Source organism: Tenacibaculum sp. 190130A14a, from assembly GCF_964048965.1.
Classification (GTDB): Bacteria; Bacteroidota; Bacteroidia; order Flavobacteriales; family Flavobacteriaceae; genus Polaribacter; species Polaribacter polynesiense.
In genome coordinates, this window is sequence record NZ_OZ040189.1 from 3,907,663 (window position 1) to 3,930,148 (window position 22,486).

Genomic DNA, 22,486 nt, shown 5'->3' on the forward strand with positions numbered 1-22,486 from the left:
TCTTTTTACTTAAAATTTTAGCTAAAAGTTTAATTCCTATCAATTTGATATCAAATGTGTTATTTTAAACACCGAAACTAAATTTTATGTACATTTGCAGCGATTTTATTGAAAAATCATAACTTATTATTGTTTAACTTAAAAAGGTATAGCATGCAACTGTACAACAAGTTAAGCGCAGAGGAACGCGCTAAATTAATTGACGAAGCGGGAAAGGACCGTCTTACTATTTCTTTCTATCAATATTTTAAGATAGAAAACCCAACACTTTTTAGAAATAAATTATTCATCGAATGGAATGAACTTGAAGTTCTTGGAAGAACTTATGTTTCTTATGAAGGAATCAATGCTCAAATTTCTGTTCCAGCTGAGAATTTCTTAGCATTAAAAGAACAATTAGATAGTATTTCTTTCTTAAAAGATATTCGTTTAAATGTTGCTGTAGAGCAAGACAATAAGTCGTTCTTAAAACTAAAAGTAAAAGTTCGCAATAAGATTGTAGCCGATGGATTGAATGATGATACTTTTGATGTTACCAATAAAGGGGTTCATTTATCAGCAAAAGAGTTTAACGAAATGCTTGCAGACCCTAATACTGTTTGTGTAGATATGCGTAATCATTACGAAAGTGAGATAGGTCATTTTGAAGGAGCCGTTACTCCAGATGTAGATACTTTTCGTGACTCTTTAGACATTATTGAAAATGATTTAAAAGAACATAAAGAAGATAAAAACCTATTAATGTATTGCACAGGAGGAATTCGCTGCGAAAAAGCCTCTGCTTACTACAAACACAAAGGATTTAAAAATGTTTTTCAATTAGAAGGTGGTATTATTGAATATACGAGACAAGTAAAAGCCGAAGGCATCGAAAATAAATTTAAAGGAAAGAATTTCGTTTTTGATCATAGACGTGCTGAACGAATCTCTGACGATATTATTTCTAATTGCCATCAATGCGGTAAACCTTGTGACACACACACTAACTGTGCAAATGAAGGATGTCATTTGTTATTTATTCAGTGTGATGAATGTGCCGAACAAATGGAAAATACATGTTCTTCAGAATGTCAAGAAATCATTCATTTATCATACGAAGAGCAAAAAGCTTTACGTAAAGGAAAGCACGCCAGTAATAAAATCTTTAAAAAAGGACGTTCAGAAGCTTTAAAGTTCAAGAAATAATGCAAAAGATAGAATTAATGGCTCCCGCTGGTAATTTTGAATCATTACAAGCGGCATTAGATAACGGATGTGATTCTGTATACTTTGGAGTTGAACAACTAAACATGCGAGCTAGAGCATCTATAAATTTTACCTTAGATGATTTAGAAGAAGTTTCTCGTAGATGTAAAGAAAAAAACGTTCGAACTTACCTTACTTTAAATACGATTATTTACGATCATGATTTATCAATTGTAAAAACATTAATAAAAAGAGCTAAAGAAGCAGATATTACAGCTGTAATTGCAATGGACCAAGCTGTAATTGCGATGGCTAGGGCAGAAGGTATGGAAGTACATATCTCAACACAAATAAATATTACAAACATTGAAACCGTAAAATTTTATGCGATGTTTGCCGATACTGTCGTTTTGAGTAGAGAATTAAGCTTACGCCAAGTAAAGAAAATTACCGAACAAATAGAAAAAGAAGAAATCAAAGGACCATCGGGACGTTTGTTAGAAATTGAAATTTTCGGACACGGAGCTCTTTGTATGGCTGTTTCCGGTAAATGTTACATGAGTTTACACTCACACAATTCTTCTGCAAATAGAGGTGCATGTAAACAAAACTGTCGTAAAAAATACACAGTAATAGATCAAGAATCCGGTTTTGAAATGGAATTGGATAATGAGTACATTATGTCTCCAAAAGATTTATGTACTATTGACTTCCTTGATCAAGTGGCAGATGCTGGGATTAAAGTGCTTAAAATTGAAGGTCGTGGACGTGCACCTGAATATGTTGCCAAGGTAATTAAATGTTACCGAGACGCTATTGATAGTTTATACAATGGAAATTACGATAAGCAGAAAGTAATTAGCTGGATGCAAGAACTTGAAAAAGTATACAATCGTGGTTTTTGGAATGGATACTATCTAGGTCAGAAATTAGGAGAATGGAGCAAAGAACCTGGTTCTCATGCTACTCAAAAGAAGGTATACCTAGGAAAAGGAGTTCATTATTTTTCAAAGGCCGAAATTGGTGAGTTTAAAATTGAAGCATATGATGTAACTGTTGGAGATACAATTTTAATTACGGGGCCTACTACTGGAGCTAGAGAAATGGAATTAAAAAGCATGTTTGTAAACGACAAAGAAGCACAAACGGCTACCAAAGGTGATGAAGTAACTATGAAGCTAGATTTTAAAATTCGTCCATCAGATAAACTATACAAAATCGTAAAAACCGAATTTTCAAAAAACTAATGGTCGTAATTACATTACAGCGTAATAAATGCATAGGTTGCAATTATTGTGTTGAGTTAGCTCCTGCACAGTTTCAAATGTCTAAAAAAGACGGTAAATCGGTTTTATTACATTCAACAGAAAAAAAAGGTTTTTTTACTATAAAAACTCATGACGATAGTATTTTTGAAGCTTCGCTAGAAGCAAAAAAGGCATGTCCTGTTAAAATTATAGAAGTAAAACAACGATAAGAAAGAACATTTCTATTTAAAAGCTCTCAAAATTGAGAGCTTTTTTGTTTTAAAAATTCAGTAATTTTATCTTAAAACAAAATCAATGTCAGGAGAAAAAAACTTAGCTGTTCTAATTAAAGAAATGAAGCCTTACCTTAATACAGGTGAATATGTGTTTGTTTCAGTTTCTCCCAATGAGGCGGCAACTATTTCTAACAAAGATATTATAGGTTTGTTTAAAGAAACTGAAGGTAATACTCTCGTTTTAGAACGCTCTATTGCAGATAAACATAATCTTTCTTATGATTTTATAGCTTCTTGGATTACTCTTAAAATTCATTCTTCTTTAGATGCTGTTGGACTTACAGCTGCTTTTTCTAATGCATTGGCAAAACACAATATTAGTTGTAATGTTATTGCTGGTTTTTATCACGATCATATTTTTGTTGCCAAATCAGATGAAACTAAAACCATCAATACTTTAAATAAGCTGTCTGCACAATATTAAAATGGAACTCCAGCCACCATATCGCAAAATTATTCACGTTGACATGGATGCTTTTTATGCATCTGTAGAGCAACTTGACAACCCTGAATTAATAGGTAAACCCGTAGCAGTTGGAGGAAGTGAAATACGCGGAGTAGTTTCAGCAGCAAGTTACGAGGCACGAAAATTTGGGGTACGCTCTGCTATGAGCGGAGTACTTGCTAAAAAAAAATGCCCTCATATAATATTTGTCCCTCCAAGATTTGACAGATATAAAGAGATCTCTTTAAAAATTAGAGCCATTTTTTACGATTATACAGATTTAGTAGAACCACTTTCTTTAGACGAGGCCTATTTAGACGTAACAGAAAACAAAAAAGGAAACCCCTCTGCAAATTCAATTGCCAAAGAAATTAGAGACCGTATATGGAATGAATTGGAACTAAGAGCTTCAGCTGGAATTTCAATCAATAAATTTTTAGCTAAAGTTGCTTCTGATATTAATAAACCTAACGGACAAAAAACCATACACCCAGAAGAAGTAATCGATTTTTTAGAAAAACTTCCCGTAAATAAATTTTATGGCGTTGGAAAAGTAACTGCTGCCAAAATGCACAATCTCGGACTGTTTACAGGATTAGATCTTAAAAACAAATCTCGTGAAGAACTATCTAAACTATTTGGAAAATCTGGATTGCATTATTACAATATTGTAAGAGGAATTCATACATCTGAAGTAAAACCAAACAGGGTAAGAAAATCAATTGCCGCTGAACGAACTTTTAGTGAAAACATTTCTTCAGAAGTTTTTATGCTAGAAAAACTTGATAAAATTGCTATTGAATTAGAAAAAAGAATGGTTAAATCAAACACAAAGGGCAAAACATTAACTCTTAAGATTAAATACAGCGATTTTACGCAACAAACGCGTAGTAAAACAACACTTCATTTCATTCAACAAAAAAAAGAGTTCTATCCTATCGTAAAGGAACTGTTATTCCAAGAAAAACTAAAAAATTCAGTGCGCCTTTTAGGTATTTCTTTTAGCAATTTGAATACCGAAAAAAAGGACCCTGTTTGGGTCCAGTTAAAATTCGATTTTTAAGATAAAGGAATTTTAATAGATACTTTAGTACCGATTGCTTTTCCTTCTGCATCTTTTAGATCAAAATAATCTAAAGAAAAATCATCTTTAAATTCGTTGGTAAAGTTTTGTAAACGTTGTTTGGTTAAGTCGATTCCGATTGATCGTCTATTTAATGATTTATTCTTCTTTATTCTAAAAGCTTGTTCGCGCCCTACACCATTATCTTCAATATCTATTTGAATAAAATCTTCAGAAATTTTAAGCACTTCTAAGCTTACTTTTTTACTCCCTTTTTTCGAAGATAATCCATGCCAAATAGCATTTTCTAAAAAAGGTTGCAAAATTAATGGCGGTACTTTAATACTTTCTAAATTGATATCCTCATCTACTCTTTCAGAATATTCAATTTCATTGGAGAAACGTATATTTTCAATACTCATATATAAATTCATCGTGCTAAGTTCTTCACTCAAACTCACCTCTTTCACCTTAGACGCATCCAATATATTTCTAATAAGTTTTGAAAATTTATTTAAATAATAAACTGCATTTTTTTGTTCATTATTGATAATATAGAGCTTAATAGAATTTAAGGCATTAAAAACAAAGTGTGGGTTCATTTGACTTTGAAGAGCCTCTTGTTCTAGCATCAATATCTTCTTGTCATTTTTAAGTAATCTTTGCCTATAAATAGAGTATAACACTACGCTGAATAAAGCTAAAGAAACAAACGTAATAATTAGAATATTTCTACTTTTGGTTAAATTAAGTTCTGCTATTTTCTTCTCCTTATCTAACCTAACAATCTTATTATTTTTTATTTCATCTTCAAAATTACTCATTAGATTAGTTACCCAACGAATATTTTTCTCATTGAAGGTCTTTTTATCGATATCAATCGAACTTTGAAAATGTTCTAAAGCCTCTTTAAAATTATTTTGTTTTTGATGAAGCTCTGATAAATGTAAATAGCTCACCGACAAACTAGAAGGTATATTATTATCTGCACCTATTTTTAGCGACTTATATAAGTATTCTTCAGCCTCGTCTAAGTTATTCTTTTTTATTAAAGCCCAACCTATGGTATTATACACTTCAGATAAATAATATCGATTACCTAATTCTTCTGCAGTAGGTACAATATCATTTATATAATTATAAGCCTCATTATACTTACCTTGCTTTATTAAAATATTACTAATACTATTATGACAAATAACCCTTCCTAAATCACTATTGTTTAAATTGTTATACTCTAATGATTTATTAAAATTTTCTAAAGCCAGATCTAAATCTCCAATATTTTGATAGGCGTATCCAATGTTTTGATGGTTAATTGCCAACCCTCTTAAATCGTTTAATTCCTTTTGAATTTCAATAGATTCTTGAAACTTAGCCAATGCCAATTCATATTGCCTAATCGTCAAATAAATATTACCTATACTGTTTACACTAATACTATGACTTACTTTAAAATCTTCATTCGGGTTTTTTATCTTACTGATAATTTCTAAAGCTGCTTGATGATAATTCAGGGCTCCTTTTACCTTATCTTGTCTTCTGTAAATAACCCCTAGCTGATTTAATGTGATAACTTCTCCTTCTACACTTCTAATCTTTCTCGCTAATTCTAAAGCTGACTTATAATACTCTTCAGCCTTATCATATTCGGTTATATTTCGATGTGATCTTCCCTTGAGGTTGAGTGCAAATACTTCTCCTATTTTATAATTTTCCTCTTGACTCCTTTTTAAGAAATTAGCAATTTCTTCATTGGTAAACCTAATTCTTCTAAAGTGTTTTTGAACTTTATAATAATTTTCTTCTTTTTTGGTAACAGCATCACTAATAAGACTATCAACTTTCGTTTGAGCATAAAAGTTAGTAGTAATTAAAAATGTTAGTAGGATTTTTAAAAAAGGTTTCATTCTAAAATTTTTCTAAAAACTCAGATTTTCTTTGGCGCGAAACTGGTATTTTATGGTTGTCTGTTAATACCACATAACCGTCTGACTTTAAAAATTCTTTGATTTTATTTAGGTTTATGATGTAAGAGTTATGAATTCTAAAAAAATGTTCATCTGGTAGCAATTCATTTACTTCCTTTAATTTTTTTGTAACGACTATTTTCTTACCATTACGAATATGTATGGAACTATAGTTACCATCTGATTCTACAAAAATAATTTCATCATTATCTAGAAAAATTAGCTTTCCATCTGTATTGATCGTAATTTTTCGTCTGTTAAACTTTTCATTAAAACTGGTAAGTATTTTCTCAAACCTTTCTGCGCTATTATCTGCTGAATAGTTTTTAATTCTTCGAATCGTTTCTTCTAAATCATCTGAGTCAATAGGCTTTAATAAGTAATCAATTGCTTTATTCTTTAAAGCCTTAATTGCGTACTCATTGTAAGCAGTAGTGATAACCACTGCAAAATCTCTATTAGTTAACTTAGATAGTAACTGAAAACCATCCATGGTTGGCATTTCAATATCGAGAAACAAACAATCTATAGTAGCTAAGTCTAAATACTTGATTGCTTCTTCGGCATCAGTAAAAGTTTTCTCTATTACAATATCATTATCAAAATTAGACAATTCCCAGCTTAACCCCTGAATTGCCTTTGGTTCATCATCTACAATTACTGCCTTTAACATACACTTACATTTTCCCAAATGTAACTTTTATTATGATAAAAATAAAATGGCTTTTTAGAGATTTATTGCTAAAAAAACACTTAAAACATATGATTAGCTACCATTTATACAAAAAAAAGCACCAAACACACACTAACTCCCTAATTTAAAAAACTTTCGCTGCATATTTGCCACGTAATACACAAGGGGTAAGGTCATATTTGATGAATTGGGGAATTAATCAAGAAATGACAAAAAGAAAAAGAAACACCATAATTGGTGTTTTTTTTTGTGCATATATTAACCCTAAACCACACTTTTCTTTACCATTTACACAAAAAATAGTACCAATTATACACTAACCAATTTGTAACGAGAACTTTTAATGCATATTTGTAATGTAATACACAAGGGGGTAAAAGTCATATTATTGATAAATTGGGGGATTAATCAAGATAATGACAAAAAGAAAAGGAAACACCAATTATGGTGTTTTTTTTTTGCACTTATTTTAATAACAAATAAAAAAGGCTTAACGAAATCGTTAAGCCTTTTTTATTATTACAATCTTATTCTATTAAGCCTCAAACGGAGTAATAGAAACGTAAGATTTGTTATCTCTCTTCTTTTGGAAGTTAACAACACCATCTACCTTTGCATGTAAAGTATGGTCTTTCCCCATATATACATTTTCTCCTGGATAATGTTGAGTTCCTCTTTGACGAACAATAATATTACCTGCGATAGCAGCTTGTCCTCCAAAAATCTTTACTCCTAATCGTTTCGATTCCGATTCACGACCGTTCTTCGAACTACCGACACCTTTCTTATGAGCCATTTCTTAACGAGTTTTTTAGGTTAATTATTTACTTAATACTTCAATTAATTCAGCTTTCTTTAAAGAAGTGTATCCTGAGATTCCTCTTTCTTTAGCTAAAGCCTTTAACTCAGCAACAGTCATTGAACTTAAGTCATTTGATGCTGCTTTTTCTTCAGTCTTAGGAGCTTCTTTCTTAGCAGTTGCCTTTTTAGCACCAGAAGCAGCAATACCTTCGATTTGAATCTCAGTTAAATACTGTCTGTGACCATTTTTCTTCTTGTAACCTTTTCTTCTTTTCTTTTTGAAAACGATTACTTTATCACCTTTTAAGTGACCTAATACCTTAGCCGTTACTGCGGCTCCTTCTATAGCTGGGGCGCCAATAGTTACATTTCCAGCGTCTTCAATAAGCATTACATTATCAAAAGATACTTTTGATCCTTCTTCTGCTTGTAAACGGTGAACGTAAACTTTTTGGTCTTTTGCTACTTTAAATTGCTGCCCTGCTATCTCTACGATTGCGTACATACTAACTTGTTTTGCTTTTTAATTTAAATAATTACATCTCTTAAAAATACAGAAATGCGGGTGCAAATATACGTTTTTTCATTTACTTAACAAGTAAAAAAACAATTTTAAACACCATATTATAAAATTGATAATCAACAAAATACATCCTTTGTAAAAAGCTTCTTCTTTTTTTATCTAAATAATGTAACAAATACTCTTTATCAGCGTCAAACTTAAAGAATCAATTTAAATTAAATTAAGAACTAATGAAAAGAAGTATTTTATCTCTTGCTTCAGCTCTTTTAGTAGCATTTAGTGCAAATGCTCAAAAGGTTGAGTTTGAAGAGTACGATTTAAGCAATGGTATGCATGTAATTTTGCACCAAGACAATTCTGCTCCTGTAGTTACAGTTGGTGTTATGTACCATGTTGGGGCAAAAGATGAAGAAGATGGAAAAACAGGAATGGCTCACTTTTATGAGCACTTATTATTTACTGGAACAAAAAACATTGGTCGTGGCGAATGGAATAAAATAGAAGCGGCAAATGGAGGTACTGGAAATGCAAATACAAACTGGGATAGAACTTATTATTATGAAACCTTTCCATCTAACAATTTAGAACTAGGTTTATGGATGGAGTCTGAGCGTTTATTACACCCAATTATCGATCAAAAGGCAGTAGACACTCAAAACGAAGTTGTTAAAGAAGAAAAACGTCAACGTATGGATAATGCTCCTTATGGAAAAATTATTTATGGTGATGTTTACAACCACATTTTTGACAAGCACAATTATGGTAGACCAATGATTGGATATATCAAAGATTTAGATGCTGCAAAACTTGAAGAATTTAAAGCTTTTTATAAGAAGTGGTATATGCCAAACAATGCAGTATTAGTAGTTGCTGGAGATTTTAATGTTAAAAACACTAAAAAAATGATCAAAGATTATTTTGAATCAATTCCAGCTCGTACTCTTCCAAAAAGAAACAAAATTGTTGAGCCAGAAAGAACTCAAGAAAAAAGAGTAAAAGAATACGACTCTAACATTCAATTACCAGCTATTCTATTAGCACACAAAACTCCTTCAATGCGAGAAAGAGACTCTAAAGTTTTAGATGTTATCTCCACTATTTTAAGTAATGGAAAGAGTTCTAGATTATATAAAAAATTAGTTGACACTGATAAGAAAGCTCTACAAGTATTCTCATTTGCAAGAAACTTAGAAGATTACAGTGTTTATAACATTGGAGCAATTCCTTTAGGTAAAACTTCTTTAGATGATTTAATCAAAGAAATGGACGAAGAGATTGAAAAGTTACAAACGGAATTAATCTCAGACAGAGATTTAGAAAAAGTACGTAACAAATTCGAAAATCAATTCGTTGCCTCTAACTCTAACGTTCAAGGTATTGCTAATACATTAGCAAGAAACTACATGTTAGTTGGAGAAACAAACAGAATTAACAAGGAATTAGACATTATTAATTCTATTACAAAAGAGGAAATTAGAGACGTAGCTAAAAAGTACTTAGCTAAAAACCGTCGTGTAATTATTGAATATTTACCAAAAAAGAAATAATCATCTAAACTGAATTTTAATGAAAACGAAAATATTATCAATTGCAGCTTTATTGTTTCTATCATTAACTGTTTCAGCACAGATTGATAGAAGTAAACAGCCAAAACCAGGGCCTGCACCTAAAATAAATATTGGTAGCCCTAAGAAATTTAAATTGGACAACGGACTACAAGTTTTAGTTGTTGAAAACCATAAATTACCTAGAGTATCTGCTACTTTAACTATTGACAATCCACCAATGTCTTATGGAAATAAGAAAGGGGTTGAAGGCTTATTAAGTGGAATGTTAGGTACTGGATCAACAAACACACCGAAAGGAAAATTTGACGAAGAAGTAGACTTCTTAGGAGCAAATGTTTCTTTTTGGGACGAAGGAGCAAGAGCAAGTTCATTAACTAAATACTTCCCAAAAGTATTAGGTTTAATGGCAGACGCGGCTTTCAATCCAGTATTCTCTCAAGAAGAGTTTGACAAGCAAATGAAGCAATCTCTTGACGGTATAAAAAACAGTGAAAAAAGTGTTGCGGCTATTGCTCGTAGAGTTGAAGACGTTTTAACTTATGGTAAAAATCACCCATTTGGAGAATTTACTTCTCAAGAAACTTTAAAGAACATCACTTTACAAGATGTTAAAGATCTTTACAATAAAACCTACAAGCCAAACAATGCTTATTTAGTTATTGTAGGTGACATTAGTTTTGACAAAGCAAAATCTTTAGTTAACGGTTTATTTTCTAATTGGAAAAAAGGAGATTTAGTAGCACAAGAACTACCTAAAGTAGAAAATCCTGCTACAACAGAAATCGATTTTATTAATATGCCAAACGCAGTACAATCTGAGCTATCAATCATTAATAGTGTTAACTTAAAAATGAATGATAAAGATTATTATGCGGCTTTATTAGCAAACCAAATTCTTGGTGGAGGTGGTACTGGTAGATTATATAAAAACTTACGTGAAGATAAAGGGTATACTTATGGTTCTTACTCTGGAATTGGTTCTAGCCGTTATGCTTCTCGTTTTAAAGCATCTGCTTCTGTAAGAAATATGGTTACTGATAGTGCTATGGTTGAGGCGATGAAAGAAATCAATAAAATCCGTTATCAAAAAGCAACAAAAGAAGAGTTGGATATTGCAAAAGCTAAATACATTGGAAACTTTGTTAGAAATGTAGAAAAGCCAAATACAATTGCTTCATATGCTTTAAATATTTTAACGAACGATTTACCTGCAAACTACTATCAAAACTATCTTAAGAATGTAAACGCAGTTACTTTAGAAGATGTTCAAAACGCCGCTATTAAATATTTTAGAGGAGATAAATCACGTATTGTGATTACTGGTAAAGGAATAGATGTTTTAAAGAATTTAGAAAAAACAGCTGATTATAAAATCAATTATTTTGACAAAAACGGAAATCCTACAAACAAGCCAGCAATGAGTTTACCAATTCCTGCTGGTACTACAGCAGCAACTGTTGTAGACAACTACTTTAAAGCTATTGGTGGAAAAGATAAAGTGGCTGCTGTAAAATCTTTAATGACCGTTGCAGAGGCTAAGATAGATGGAGCTCCTGCGCCAATTGTTATTACTACTAAAACTACTAGTCCTAACAAAAGTTCTCTTTTAGTTTCGATGATGGGGAATACTTTACAAAAGTCTGTTTTTGACGGAACAAAAGGATACCAAGAAGCTCGTGGTCAGAAAAAAGAATTGACTGGAAAAGAGTTAGAAGATTCAAAATCAAAATCATTTCCTTTTGCTGACGTTTCATATAAAAAGGGAAAACTAGATAGAATTGAACCTTTAAATGGTAAAAATGCTTATGTTATTAAGTACAACGACACAGAAGTGTTTTATGACATGGAATCTGGGTTAAAAGTAAAAACTATAACTACTGTTAAAGGACCACAAGGAGAAGTTAAAAATCCTGTAACCTTTGCTGATTATAAAGAAGTAAATGGAATTAAATTTCCTCACAAAGTAATCAGAACAAACGGGCCTATGGAATTAAACTTTGTAGTAAAAGAGGTAAAAATAAACGAAGGTGTTTCTGATGCTGATTTTCAATAAAAATCAACATCTTAAATAGTTAACATAAAGAGTCAAAACAACAGTTTTGGCTCTTTTTTATTTGGCCTTGTTTACCAACCAAACACCAAACAAAATAATACCACCTGCCAATAACTGAACCATACTTAAACGTTCACCGTCTATAATACCCCACATTACGGCAACTATTGGGATTAAATACGTAACAGAAGCGGCAAAAACCGGCGATGACATATGTACCATTTTATTAAACATAACCTTTGCTATACCTGTACCAACCACTGCTAAAACAGTAATGTACCCAAGTGCTGATGTTGTTTCTGGAGTAACCTCAAACGTGGTGAAAAAACCTGAAAATATAAGCACTAATAATACTGGAATTATCAATAACAAAAAATTCCCTGTAGTAATTGCCAAAGCATCTAAATCATGTAAATACCTTTTAATCATATTTACATTAAAAGCATATCCTATAGAGGCTATTAATATTAACAATGCATACCAATAATTCTGATTTGGATTGAGTGCCGCACCTTTTAAAATAAGTATTAATGTACCGACCAATCCAATTAAAATTCCGTAAAACTGCTTTCTTTTAAAGGAAAACCCAAATACCAAGGCTCCAAAAATAAATGTATTAAACGGTGTTAAAGAATTTAATATTGCTGAAATAGAACTGTCAATATTACTTATTGCAAAAGCAAACAAAAAAGCTGGAAAAAAAGTTCCTAAAGCAGCGGTATAAGCAACATACTTCCAATGTCTTTTTTGAATTCTTTTTAAACTCTTAAACCCAATTAATAATAAAAAAATTGCTGTAATTAACATTCGTAAAGCTCCAACTTGAATGGGCGTTAACCCTACAAGAGCTTTTTTCATAAGTATAAATGAACTCCCCCATACTAGAGATAATATGATAAGGTAAATCCATTTTAATTTTTGATTGTTCATGCAACACTTGTATAAGGAAACACAAAAGTCGCACAAAACTTTATAACTTTAGCTAATTATTGATAAATTTGCGCTATTATCCTATAAATTAATTGAATAATGAAACTATTAAAAATATTTTTTGTTGTCGCATTTGTAAGTGTAACAACAATTGCCTGTAAAACAGAAGCTAAAAAAGAAGATGCAACTCCTAAAACAGAAGAGGTAGCTGCAAATGTACAAGAGGCTAGTTTTGCAATTTCTGGTATGACTTGTGAAATTGGTTGTGCTAAAAAAATCGCTTCTGACTTATCTAAAAAAGAGGGAGTTGTAGATGCGAAAGTTGTGTTTACAGATAGTATTGCTACCGTAAAGTTTGATGCTAACAAAACAAACAAAGCTGAATTAATGGCTTTTGTTGATGGGATAGCTGAGAGCATGTATAAAACTTCAGAGTTAAGTAAAGAAGCTTGCAAAAAAGAGTGTGAGAAAAAATGTAGCGAAGCTAAAACTGACGCAGAAAAAGCAGCATGTAAAAAAGAATGTGAAATGGCTTGTTGTTCAGATAAAAAAGAAGGTACATCTGAAGAAAAAACAGCTTGTGCTAAAGATTGTAAAATGGAATGTTGTGCTGAAACTGAAAATGCATAATTAATTTTCAATCTAAATAAAACTGAAAGCTCCTATATGGAGCTTTTTTTATGCCTTTTAAGTATCTTTGCACAAATTATTTATTAGATGAAAAAACACTTCCCTCTCATCGTTAAAATCACATTAATTGCCGTTTATGTAATCTTTTTAGCTGGTTCAGTTGTACGTATGACTGGTTCTGGAATGGGATGTCCAGATTGGCCAAAGTGTTTTGGGTACTATATTCCGCCAACCTCTGAAGAACAAATTACTTGGCAACCTAATACAGATTATAAAAAAGGGATGATCATTGTTAAGGATGAAACCCTATTTGTAGCTGAAAACAATTTAAAAACAGCTGCTGAATTTAACACAAATAACTGGAAGAAATACACAAAGCATAATTATGCTAAATTTAATAAATACCATACTTGGACAGAATATATCAATCGTCTTTCATCTGCTGTAGCAGGAATTCCTTTCTTGTTCTTAGTTGTAATTTCTTTTTCTTTTTGGAGAGAAAAGAAAGCCATAACACTTCTTTCTTTAGGAGCTTTCTTTTTAATGCTCTTTGAGGCTTGGCTAGGAAAAACAGTGGTTGACACCAACTTAAAACCCACTATTATTACCATTCATATGGTAGCTGGATTGGTAATTGTAGCTTTATTATTATGGCTTTTGTTTATTGTTACGGAACGAAAATCAGTTTACAAATACAACTCTTTATTCAATAAGCTTCTAATTGTTTCTGTAGTATTTTCATTAATACAAATTGCCATGGGAACACAAGTACGTCAATTTATTGATGAACAAGTAAAGCTATTTGGATTTGAAAATAAACAGTATAGTTTAATGGATCCAAGTTTTAAGTTTTATTTCCATCGCTCTTTTACCATTGCCATTGTATTGGTGAACCTTGGAATGTTTTATTTGAATCAAATAAAAAACTTAGGGTACAGACTTGTAAACTGGATTGTTTTCTTAATCTTTTTAGAAACAATTACTGGTATTTTAATGTACTACGCAGAATTTCCTTTAGGAACACAAGCAATACATTTATTAGCTGGAGCTATTTTATTTGGATTACAATTTTATTTATGGTTACAGAGTAGAAAAACAAAGGAAGTTTAACTATTTCAAAGACTAAAACCTCTTGAAACACTTTACTCTTTCCACTCTAGAGTTTCCATCATTTTTATCATATCTGCTTTGATATATTCAATAGCAGGTAATAATGAGTCATAATTAGGTTTTGTATAAAAAAACAGCGATCCTTTTAAGAAGTTTCTAGCTGAATCTGTTGCATGAAATTGTATTTGAGAAGCTGCGTTTCCTTTTATTTCATACAAACTTCCATATACTTTTTTAACAGGGTTAACATATTCTACAGGTGCTGTTATTTGATCTGCCTTAATCGCATGCTCAAACACTAACTTTTCAGCCTCCATTAACAACTCTCGTAAATTGTTTTTGATTGGTCTGTAGGTGATATCTACTGAAGCCTTTAATTCAGGGTACTCAACCTTCATCCAATTCTTTGGTAAATTCTTTTGACTTGTATTCTGTGCTATTTCAAAAGAATATGGTTTTACCAATGTTAATTTCTTAAAACTCTTTTGTGGGTAGTTTAAACTTAAATATCCTTTTGGTTTTGGTAAAGTTTCTTCATCACAACTCACCATCAACATCACTAACATCAACACTAAAATCTTACGCATTTCGAGTAACTTTAACTTGTTTAATTCTTTTCTTGTCTACCACTTCAATAGTAAACGTATATTGGTTATAATTTATTTTCTCTCCTTTTTTAGGAAACTTACCTGAGACTTCTAATATAAAGCCCGCTAAAGTTTCACTTTCTCCTTTGTCATCTTCAAACTTTTCCTCGTCTTCTTCTAAAACTCTACAGAAATCTTTTACTGTGATTTTCCCTTCAAAAATAAAATTATTTTCATCAAGCTTAGAATAAGACAAATCATCATCATCAAACTCATCATTTATATCTCCAACAATCTCTTCAATAACATCTTCTAAGGTAACAATACCACTTGTACCTCCATATTCATCAACCACAATAGCCAAGTGCATTTTCTTTTCTTGGAACTCACTCAATAAATCATCCAATTTCTTATTCTCAGGCACAAAAAATGATTCACGTATTAAGCTTTGCCATTTAAAGTTTTTCTTATTCAAATGCGCTAATAAATCTTTTGCGTATAAAACCCCCTTTATATTATCAATACTTTCATGATAAACTGGGTTTCTTGAATATCCATTTGCTAAAATAATCGAAAGCACTTCTGCAAAACTAGTATCATCTGAAATAGCACAAACATCAGTTCTAGGTTTCATTATTTGTACCGTTTCCGTATTACCAAAGGTTACAATTCCCTCTAAAATCTTCTGTTCATCTTTGGTTGTAGCATCCTCAGAGGTTAATTCCAATGCTTGAGAAAGGCGCTCTACAGATAAATTATTGTTTCTATTTCCTAATCTATTTTCAATAATACTGGTCAAACGAATCAAAACCGAACTTAACGGAGTTAAAAAAGTATTTAACACTAAAATTGGTTTAGACATAAACCCAGCAAATTGCAACGATTTGCGTGTTGCATAAACTTTTGGCAAAACTTCTCCGAATAGTAATATTAAAAAGGTAACTAAACCTACTTCAATGAATAGTTTTACCTTATCAGACAACCCAGCAAAAAAAACTTCTCCCAAAGTCGCAAACAATAAAACAATAAGAATATTGATGAAGTTGTTTGTAATTAAAATTGTTCCTAAAAGTTTCTTCGGGTTTTCTAAAAGCCTAACCACGGTACTTTTGCCCTTTGTTTTCTCAGCAACCTCGTCTAATTCTGTTTGAGATATTGAAAAAAACGCAACCTCGGCACCAGAAACTAATGCAGAACTGATTAAAAGCAATGTCAATGCTACACAATTCAGTATGGTTAAAGAGTCAATACTTAATAGAATAAATTGTAATGATTCGGGATCGGGTTCCAAAAAAGGCTTGTTTTAGTTAGACATTAAAATGGTAAATCATCATCTTCATTATAAGATGCTGTTGGTTCTTGGTTTATTGATTGTGTTCCTGTATTACCAGGTGTCTGTGCTGGTGGCGCACTTGTTTCTTTTTTTGTTGATAAGAAAGTCATGTCTTGTACATGAATTTCTGTCGTATATCTTTTTTGTCCATCAACTTCGTACTGCCTTGTTTTTATTCTACCTTCACAATACACTCTGTCTCCTTTTGAAAGATATTTTTCACAGATCTCAGCCAGTTTATTTCGCACAACAATGTTGTGCCATTCCGTATTTGTAATACGTTCTCCAGTTTGACGATTGGTATATGTTTCGTTAGTAGCTAAAGGAAAACGCCCGATAGAGTTTCCTCCTTCAAAATAATGCATCTTTACCTCATCTCCTAAATGCCCAATAAGCATTACTTTATTGATTGTTCCTGCCATAACATTTTAATTTACGATAAAATCAAATATACAAATTTTTAGATTTTGTTCTTTTGAAAATTGGTTAAAAACTTATCTATTAATACTGGTACAGGATATTCTTTTATCACATCCCAACTAATATTTGCCTGCGCATGTTTTTCTAACTCTATTACCCAAAACTTTGTATATAAATGCTGGTGTGATAATTTATGTACTATTTCTTTTTCGTTAAACAACGATATAGACGTATTATTGAGTGATAACTCTTGAAAATCTTCACAATTCACTAATTCTTCTAAAGTTTCAATTGATTTCTGAGTTTCTACTAAAGGAAACTCATACAACCCTTGCCAAATACCTTTGCCTTTCCTTTCATTTAATATGGTATATCCTGTTGCAGTTTTCAATACTAAATAATTAAAGTATCGTTTTCTAACTTTTATTTTTTTCTCCTTAATAGGTAAGGTACCAACTAGACCTTTTTCCAATGCAACACAACTATCAGCAATATGACATTGATCACAAAGTGGTTTTTGAGGCTTACAATGCAACGCTCCAAAATCCATAATAGCCTGATTATACACTCCAGGTTCATCTAAATCAATCAACGTTTGCGCTAATTCTTTGAACTCCTTTATTCCTTTTGTGGAGTTAATAGGGGTAGCAACACCAAAATATCTTGAAAGAACTCGGTACACATTACCATCAACAACCGCTGCTGCTTCATTAAAACAAATAGATGCAATGGCTGAAGCTGTATAATCTCCAATACCTTTCAATTTTAACAATTCTTTATAACTTGTTGGAAACTCTCCATTCAATTCGTTGGCTACATACTTAGCCGTAAAATGTAAATTTCTTGCTCTTGAGTAATATCCTAGCCCTTGCCATAGTTTCAATACCTTTTCTTCAGAAGCTTCTGCCAAATCAAACACTGTAGGGAAAGCCTCTATATACTTTAAATAATAAGGTAATCCTTGAGCCACTCGCGTTTGTTGCAGCATGATTTCGCTTAACCAAATATGGTAAGGATTCTTAGTTTTTCGCCAAGGAAGCTCTCTGTTATTTTGTAAATACCAGTATTTCAATTTGTTATTAAAATCCATTTTCAGAAATTTGCAATGCGAAAGTAGTGCATTTTAACAAGATAATTTTAATCTTAAAAATTTTCGGAATAGATTAATTATCATATATTTGCATCCTCAATTTTTAAAGAAAACAAATCAAAAAATATTTATAATGACAAAAGCAGATATCGTATCGAAGATTTCAGATAAGAGCGGAATTGAAAAAGCAGATGTTTTAGCGACTGTTGAAGCATTTATGGAAGAGGTAAAAGGTGCATTAGAAAGTGGCGATAATGTTTATTTAAGAGGTTTTGGTAGTTTTATTATCAAAACAAGAGCAGAAAAAACAGGTAGAAATATTTCTAAGAATACTACTATTAAGATACCTGCACACAACATTCCTGCTTTTAAGCCTTCAAAAGTTTTTACTGAAGGAGTTAAAGCTAAGGTGAAAGTAGAAAAATAATTACACGATATAATATTAACCGAAACCCTAGGGTTTTATTAAAAACATTTTAATTATGCCAAGTGGTAAAAAAAGAAAGAGAGCTAAGATCTCTACGCACAAAAGAAAAAAAAGAGCAAGAGCAAACCGTCATAAGAAAAAGTAAGCAGTAGCTTACTTTTTCCGTTTTGCTTATACAGCTTAAAAGTTCATTGAAATCATGGTTATTTGAAACCTTAATTGGTTTTTTAATACCTGTTCACAAATTTTAATCCGTCCGCACAAATTATTGTGCTGGCAAAAAATCTTTTCAGATGAAAACAGAATTAATTATTCGTTCAAATTCTTCTGATATTGATTTTGCCTTACTAAGAGATGGTAAACTTACTGAATTAAACAAAGAGACGAACGGCAACAAATTTTCAGTTGGAGATATATTCCTGGCTAAAATTGGTAAAGTTATGTCTGGCTTAAATGCTGCTTTTGTAAATGTAGGTTATCCTAAAGATGGTTTTTTACACTATCATGATTTAGGACCTCAAGTACAATCTTTGAATAAATTCATTAAGAAAGTAAGCACAGGTAAATACAAAGAGTTCACTTTAAAAAACTTTCGTTCTGAAGAAGATATCAATAAAGACGGAAGTATTACTGACGTACTAAAATCAGGTCAAAATTTATTAGTACAAATTGTAAAAGAACCCATTTCTACCAAAGGACCTCGTATAAGTTCTGAGCTATCTATAGCAGGTAGATTTTTAGTATTAGTTCCTTTTTCAGATAGAGTATCTGTATCGCAAAAGATACAGGACAACAAGGAAAAAGAACGTTTAAAAAAATTAGCAAGAAGTATCAAACCAAAAGGGTTTGGACTTATTTTACGTACTGTTGCCGAAGGAAAAAAGGTAGCAGAACTAGATAAAGATTTACAAAACTCGTTAGAGCGTTGGAAAAGTATGTGTAGACGTATTCCTAATCAAAACACACCAACAAAAATATTAAGCGAGTTAAACAGAGCATCTTCTATACTAAGAGATGTGATGAATGATTCTTTTACAAGCATTGTTACCAACGATGAAGCTTTAAAACTAGAAATCAAGGAATATTTACAAGAAATATATCCTGAAAAAGAAAAAATTGTAAAATTACATCGTTCACAAACTCCTATTTTTGAAAAATATGGGATAGAACGACAAATTAAAACATCGTTTGGTAAAACAGTTTCTATGAGCAAAGGTGCCTATTTAGTTATTGAGCACACCGAAGCTTTGCATGTTATTGATGTTAATAGTGGTAATAGATCTAACAAAGCTAAAAGCCAAGAAGAAACTGCATTAGAAGTTAACTTAATTGCTGCAACAGAAATTGCACGTCAATTACAATTACGTGATATGGGTGGTATCATTGTAGTTGATTTTATCGATATGAAATCGGCAGAAAATCGCCAAATTTTATATCAACACCTTAAAGAAGCGATGTCTTTAGACCGTACAAAACACAAAATTTTACCTCCAAGTAAATTTGGTTTAGTACAAATTACAAGACAGCGTGTACGACCTGAGTTACATATAAAAACTCGCGAACCTAATCCAAGCAATGGAAACAACGAAGTTGAAGCCCCAATTGTATTAGTTGAAAAAATGGAAGGAGAGTTAGAACGCATTATTGCCAATAACAACAACAAAAACATTACCTTAAATGTACATCCTTTTATTGCAGCTTATTTAACAAAAGGAGTAAATTCAATTCGTTTTAAATGGTTTGTAAGACATAAAAAGTGGATCAAAGTATTACCTAGAGATGCTTACCAATACTTACAATACAAATTCTTTTTTGACAAAAAGAAAAAGAAGAAAAGTAAGTAAGGCATTATCTTATTATGAAATAAAAAGCTCAATTCTATAGAATTGAGCTTTTTTTATGCTTTAAAACCAAAAACCTAGGTTGAGTAACCAGTATTTTTCATTGTGGTCTGGAGACCAGCTATACTTCAATTCAATGGGGCCTAAAAAAGTTTCTAAACTATAACCTACTGCATAACCTGACTTGGTGTTCTTAAACAAACTACCGCTTTTTAAGACATCTTCTTCCACTCTTGCATAGTTTGCTATAAACATTGCATATTGTTTATTAAAAACTTCATATCGCAGGTTAAATTCCGACCTCAAAAAGGATTGGTTGGTTAGTTCTGAAACATCATACCCATAAAAAGGAACAAAATTGTTAATTAGGTTCTGATTGTACCCTCCTAACCTGTAATCGAATATTAATGACGACTTTTTTCCTAAGGTATATCCAGCATCTGAGATATATTGAAAAGTAAGTTTATCCATAAAAGTAGTTGCAAAACTCACACTTCCTTGCAATTGAGAAAATTGCTGAAATGGCTGTTGTGCACTACTATGAAACTCATTTAATCTATCATTTCTATCTGACCACATATACCATTTAAAACCAATATCTGCATGAAAACCTTTTGTTGGAAACATTTTCTTATCAAAAGTATCCAGTTTCAGAAAGATAAATGAATTTATATAATTACTATCATCAAATATAATTTCATCTCCGTTAGGATCTAAAATGGTTTCTGTTGAAACTTTAATCTTCTTATTTTCTACACCAAACCCTAAAGCAAACTTCTTATCTAAGGTTGTTTGAACAAATAGTTTATTGGTGAAATCTTCATACTTCGCATTGATATTATCTACTTGTTCATTAAATGGAAAGTTATTTTTAAAAGAATTATATCTTGATGAAAATCCGAAACTCGGAGCCAAACCATTATCTATAAAATACTCTAAATTATAACGTATTCTATCACCTACTCCTAAATCAAACAATAACTCGTCATTTTGAAATAATAACTTCTTATGATTATACCCTAATAGTACAGCCGATTTATACAATAAATCATAATGCAACCCTAAACGTACAAATCGTTCTATTTCATCTTCCTTTAAACTAACCACCAACTTTTTTCCTTTAAACGAAGGTTCTAAGTGATAATCAATTCTTTTAAAGTTATTCGTAGCGGTTAAGGTACCAATCTTTTTTGAAATCATTTTGTAAGAAGAAGTATCTCCTTCCTTCAATTGTAATTTTCCTAAAACATAGTTATTTGTATAATTCTTATTTCCATTTATTACAATTCGATCAATTAAAAAATTGGTTGGTTTTAGCTTTAATTTTGGTCTTTTTATTTTCTTTTTCTGAAGTTTAGCAATACTATCAAAAACCGCTTTATAAGGTTTTGCTGACTTTACTCCTTCTCTAATAATTCCATCTTTTTTATCAAAAGAAATAACACTATACTCCAATATATCTGGTCTCATGTATATGTCTAACAACTCCACTTGCTCATCAGATTTTTTATACATCTGAAAGTTAATTATCTGCATTAATAGCGAAGCAATAGAGGATAACTCTTCTCTTTTTAGTAGTTGTCCTTGAACATTTACTCCAATAATTAAATCAACTCCCTTTTTTTTCATAATATCAACTGGGAAGTTATTTACCACACCGCCATCTACCAGTAATTTCCCATCAATATCAACTGGGTTTAACAATGAAGGAAAAGCAGCACTCGCTCTTAATGCTAATGGCAAGGATCCTTTTTCTAAAATTACCTCTTCGCTTGTTTCTATGTTTGTAGCAACACAGTAAAAAGGTATTGGAAGTTTTGAAAAATCATTGATATCATCTACTGGGGCGAGTAGTTCTGTTAAAAAGTTTAAAACATTTTGTCCTTTTGAAAGCCCTAAAGGCAATCCTAAACCATCTTTTTTAATTGGTAAGGATATCGCATACTTTTCTCCGTACTCTTTGGTAAAAAAAGGCTTCTCCCTTCTAGGAATTTCATCTTGTAATAATGAAACAAAATCTATTTCTCTTACTATTTTTTCTATTTGATTCGGTGAATATCCAGAGGCATATAAACCACCTACAATACTTCCCATACTAGTTCCACCAATATAATCAACTTGCACTCCAGCTTTTTCTAACTCCTGAAGTACTCCTATGTGCGCAAATCCTTTAGCTCCTCCTCCACTAAGAACTAAACCAATTTTAGGCTGTTCTTGTGAAAACAAGAACAAGGGTAAAAACAATAAACATAGCAGCAATTTTTTCATTTCTA

21 protein-coding genes are annotated in these 22,486 nt (G+C 31.5%); 11 read left to right on the top strand and 10 right to left on the bottom strand.

Annotation, left to right across the window (positions count from 1 at the left end):
• The first annotated feature begins 153 nt into the window (after positions 1–153).
• From ABNT22_RS18260 to dinB, 5 genes are all read left to right on the top strand, one after another.
• Positions 154–1,185 carry a rhodanese-related sulfurtransferase gene (locus ABNT22_RS18260; protein WP_348718174.1) on the top strand — a complete coding sequence of 344 codons (1,032 nt, stop codon included), beginning with the start codon at positions 154–156 and terminating at the stop codon, positions 1,183–1,185.
• Positions 1,185–2,432: a peptidase U32 family protein gene (locus ABNT22_RS18265; RefSeq protein WP_348718175.1), complete on the top strand. Its 1,248-nt coding sequence runs from the start codon at positions 1,185–1,187 to the stop codon at positions 2,430–2,432. Before ABNT22_RS18260 ends, ABNT22_RS18265 begins: the two co-directional genes overlap by 1 nt.
• Positions 2,432–2,662 carry a ferredoxin gene (locus ABNT22_RS18270; RefSeq protein WP_348718176.1) on the top strand — a complete coding sequence of 77 codons (231 nt, stop codon included), beginning with the start codon at positions 2,432–2,434 and terminating at the stop codon, positions 2,660–2,662. The genes ABNT22_RS18265 and ABNT22_RS18270 overlap by 1 nt, the downstream gene beginning before the upstream one ends.
• An 85-nt stretch (positions 2,663–2,747) precedes the next feature.
• Positions 2,748–3,152 (top strand): ACT domain-containing protein, encoded by a 405-nt coding sequence (locus ABNT22_RS18275; RefSeq protein WP_348718177.1) that lies wholly within the window; start codon positions 2,748–2,750, stop codon positions 3,150–3,152.
• A 1-nt stretch (position 3,153) separates the two neighbouring features.
• Complete coding sequence (gene dinB, locus ABNT22_RS18280; RefSeq protein ID WP_348718178.1) at positions 3,154–4,236, top strand: DNA polymerase IV; 1,083 nt, start codon at positions 3,154–3,156, stop codon at positions 4,234–4,236.
• On the opposite strand, the gene ABNT22_RS18285 is transcribed toward dinB, so the two are convergent.
• From ABNT22_RS18285 to rplU, 4 genes are all read right to left on the bottom strand, one after another.
• A complete protein-coding gene (locus tag ABNT22_RS18285) occupies positions 4,233–6,146 on the bottom strand; it encodes a tetratricopeptide repeat protein (RefSeq protein ID WP_348718179.1) in 1,914 nt (637 codons plus the stop codon). The two genes, dinB and ABNT22_RS18285, sit on opposite strands and share 4 nt — an antisense overlap.
• Position 6,147: 1 nt before the next feature.
• Entirely contained in the window at positions 6,148–6,879 is a 732-nt protein-coding gene (locus tag ABNT22_RS18290; RefSeq protein ID WP_348718180.1) for a LytTR family DNA-binding domain-containing protein, read from the bottom strand.
• 556 nt (positions 6,880–7,435) lie between these two features.
• Complete coding sequence (gene rpmA, locus ABNT22_RS18295; protein WP_299106179.1) at positions 7,436–7,696, bottom strand: 50S ribosomal protein L27; 261 nt, start codon at positions 7,694–7,696, stop codon at positions 7,436–7,438.
• Positions 7,697–7,720: 24 nt separating this feature from the next.
• Positions 7,721–8,206 carry a 50S ribosomal protein L21 gene (gene rplU, locus ABNT22_RS18300; protein ID WP_299106177.1) on the bottom strand — a complete coding sequence of 162 codons (486 nt, stop codon included), beginning with the start codon at positions 8,204–8,206 and terminating at the stop codon, positions 7,721–7,723.
• Between the two features lie 248 nt (positions 8,207–8,454).
• Here rplU and ABNT22_RS18305 point away from each other — a divergent pair, with 248 nt between their 5' ends.
• Both ABNT22_RS18305 and ABNT22_RS18310 read left to right on the top strand, forming a co-directional pair.
• Positions 8,455–9,771 carry a pitrilysin family protein gene (locus ABNT22_RS18305; protein WP_348718182.1) on the top strand — a complete coding sequence of 439 codons (1,317 nt, stop codon included), beginning with the start codon at positions 8,455–8,457 and terminating at the stop codon, positions 9,769–9,771.
• A gap of 19 nt (positions 9,772–9,790) precedes the next feature.
• Positions 9,791–11,845 carry a pitrilysin family protein gene (locus ABNT22_RS18310; protein ID WP_348718183.1) on the top strand — a complete coding sequence of 685 codons (2,055 nt, stop codon included), beginning with the start codon at positions 9,791–9,793 and terminating at the stop codon, positions 11,843–11,845.
• 57 nt (positions 11,846–11,902) lie between these two features.
• Here ABNT22_RS18310 and ABNT22_RS18315 read toward each other — a convergent pair whose 3' ends face one another.
• Positions 11,903–12,775: a DMT family transporter gene (locus tag ABNT22_RS18315; RefSeq protein ID WP_348718184.1), complete on the bottom strand. Its 873-nt coding sequence runs from the start codon at positions 12,773–12,775 to the stop codon at positions 11,903–11,905.
• 99 nt (positions 12,776–12,874) lie between these two features.
• On the opposite strand from ABNT22_RS18315, the gene ABNT22_RS18320 reads away from it, so the two are divergent.
• Both ABNT22_RS18320 and ABNT22_RS18325 read left to right on the top strand, forming a co-directional pair.
• On the top strand, positions 12,875–13,405 hold the full coding sequence (locus ABNT22_RS18320; protein WP_348718185.1) for a heavy metal-associated domain-containing protein: 531 nt from the start codon (positions 12,875–12,877) through the stop codon (positions 13,403–13,405).
• 87 nt (positions 13,406–13,492) lie between these two features.
• A complete protein-coding gene (locus ABNT22_RS18325) occupies positions 13,493–14,515 on the top strand; it encodes a COX15/CtaA family protein (protein ID WP_348718186.1) in 1,023 nt (340 codons plus the stop codon).
• 32 nt (positions 14,516–14,547) lie between these two features.
• Here ABNT22_RS18325 and gldD read toward each other — a convergent pair whose 3' ends face one another.
• From gldD to mutY, 4 genes are read right to left on the bottom strand one after another with little or no spacing between them, the layout of a single operon-like run.
• Positions 14,548–15,102, bottom strand: coding sequence for a gliding motility lipoprotein GldD (gene gldD, locus ABNT22_RS18330; protein ID WP_348718187.1), 555 nt, complete (start codon positions 15,100–15,102; stop codon positions 14,548–14,550).
• A complete protein-coding gene (gene gldE / locus ABNT22_RS18335) occupies positions 15,095–16,393 on the bottom strand; it encodes a gliding motility-associated protein GldE (RefSeq protein WP_348718188.1) in 1,299 nt (432 codons plus the stop codon). Before gldE ends, gldD begins: the two co-directional genes overlap by 8 nt.
• A 23-nt stretch (positions 16,394–16,416) precedes the next feature.
• Positions 16,417–16,857 (bottom strand): single-stranded DNA-binding protein, encoded by a 441-nt coding sequence (locus ABNT22_RS18340; RefSeq protein WP_348718190.1) that lies wholly within the window; start codon positions 16,855–16,857, stop codon positions 16,417–16,419.
• A gap of 38 nt (positions 16,858–16,895) precedes the next feature.
• Positions 16,896–17,945: an A/G-specific adenine glycosylase gene (mutY, locus tag ABNT22_RS18345; RefSeq protein WP_348718191.1), complete on the bottom strand. Its 1,050-nt coding sequence runs from the start codon at positions 17,943–17,945 to the stop codon at positions 16,896–16,898.
• A 133-nt stretch (positions 17,946–18,078) separates the two neighbouring features.
• On the opposite strand from mutY, the gene ABNT22_RS18350 reads away from it, so the two are divergent.
• Both ABNT22_RS18350 and ABNT22_RS18355 read left to right on the top strand, forming a co-directional pair.
• Positions 18,079–18,372: an HU family DNA-binding protein gene (locus ABNT22_RS18350; protein ID WP_348718192.1), complete on the top strand. Its 294-nt coding sequence runs from the start codon at positions 18,079–18,081 to the stop codon at positions 18,370–18,372.
• Positions 18,373–18,665: 293 nt separating this feature from the next.
• Positions 18,666–20,216 (top strand): ribonuclease E/G, encoded by a 1,551-nt coding sequence (locus ABNT22_RS18355; RefSeq protein WP_348718193.1) that lies wholly within the window; start codon positions 18,666–18,668, stop codon positions 20,214–20,216.
• 60 nt (positions 20,217–20,276) lie between these two features.
• Here the strand turns inward: ABNT22_RS18355 and ABNT22_RS18360 are convergent, their stop codons facing one another.
• A complete protein-coding gene (locus tag ABNT22_RS18360) occupies positions 20,277–22,481 on the bottom strand; it encodes a patatin-like phospholipase family protein (RefSeq protein ID WP_348718194.1) in 2,205 nt (734 codons plus the stop codon).
• Between the last annotated feature and the right edge of the window lie 5 nt (positions 22,482–22,486).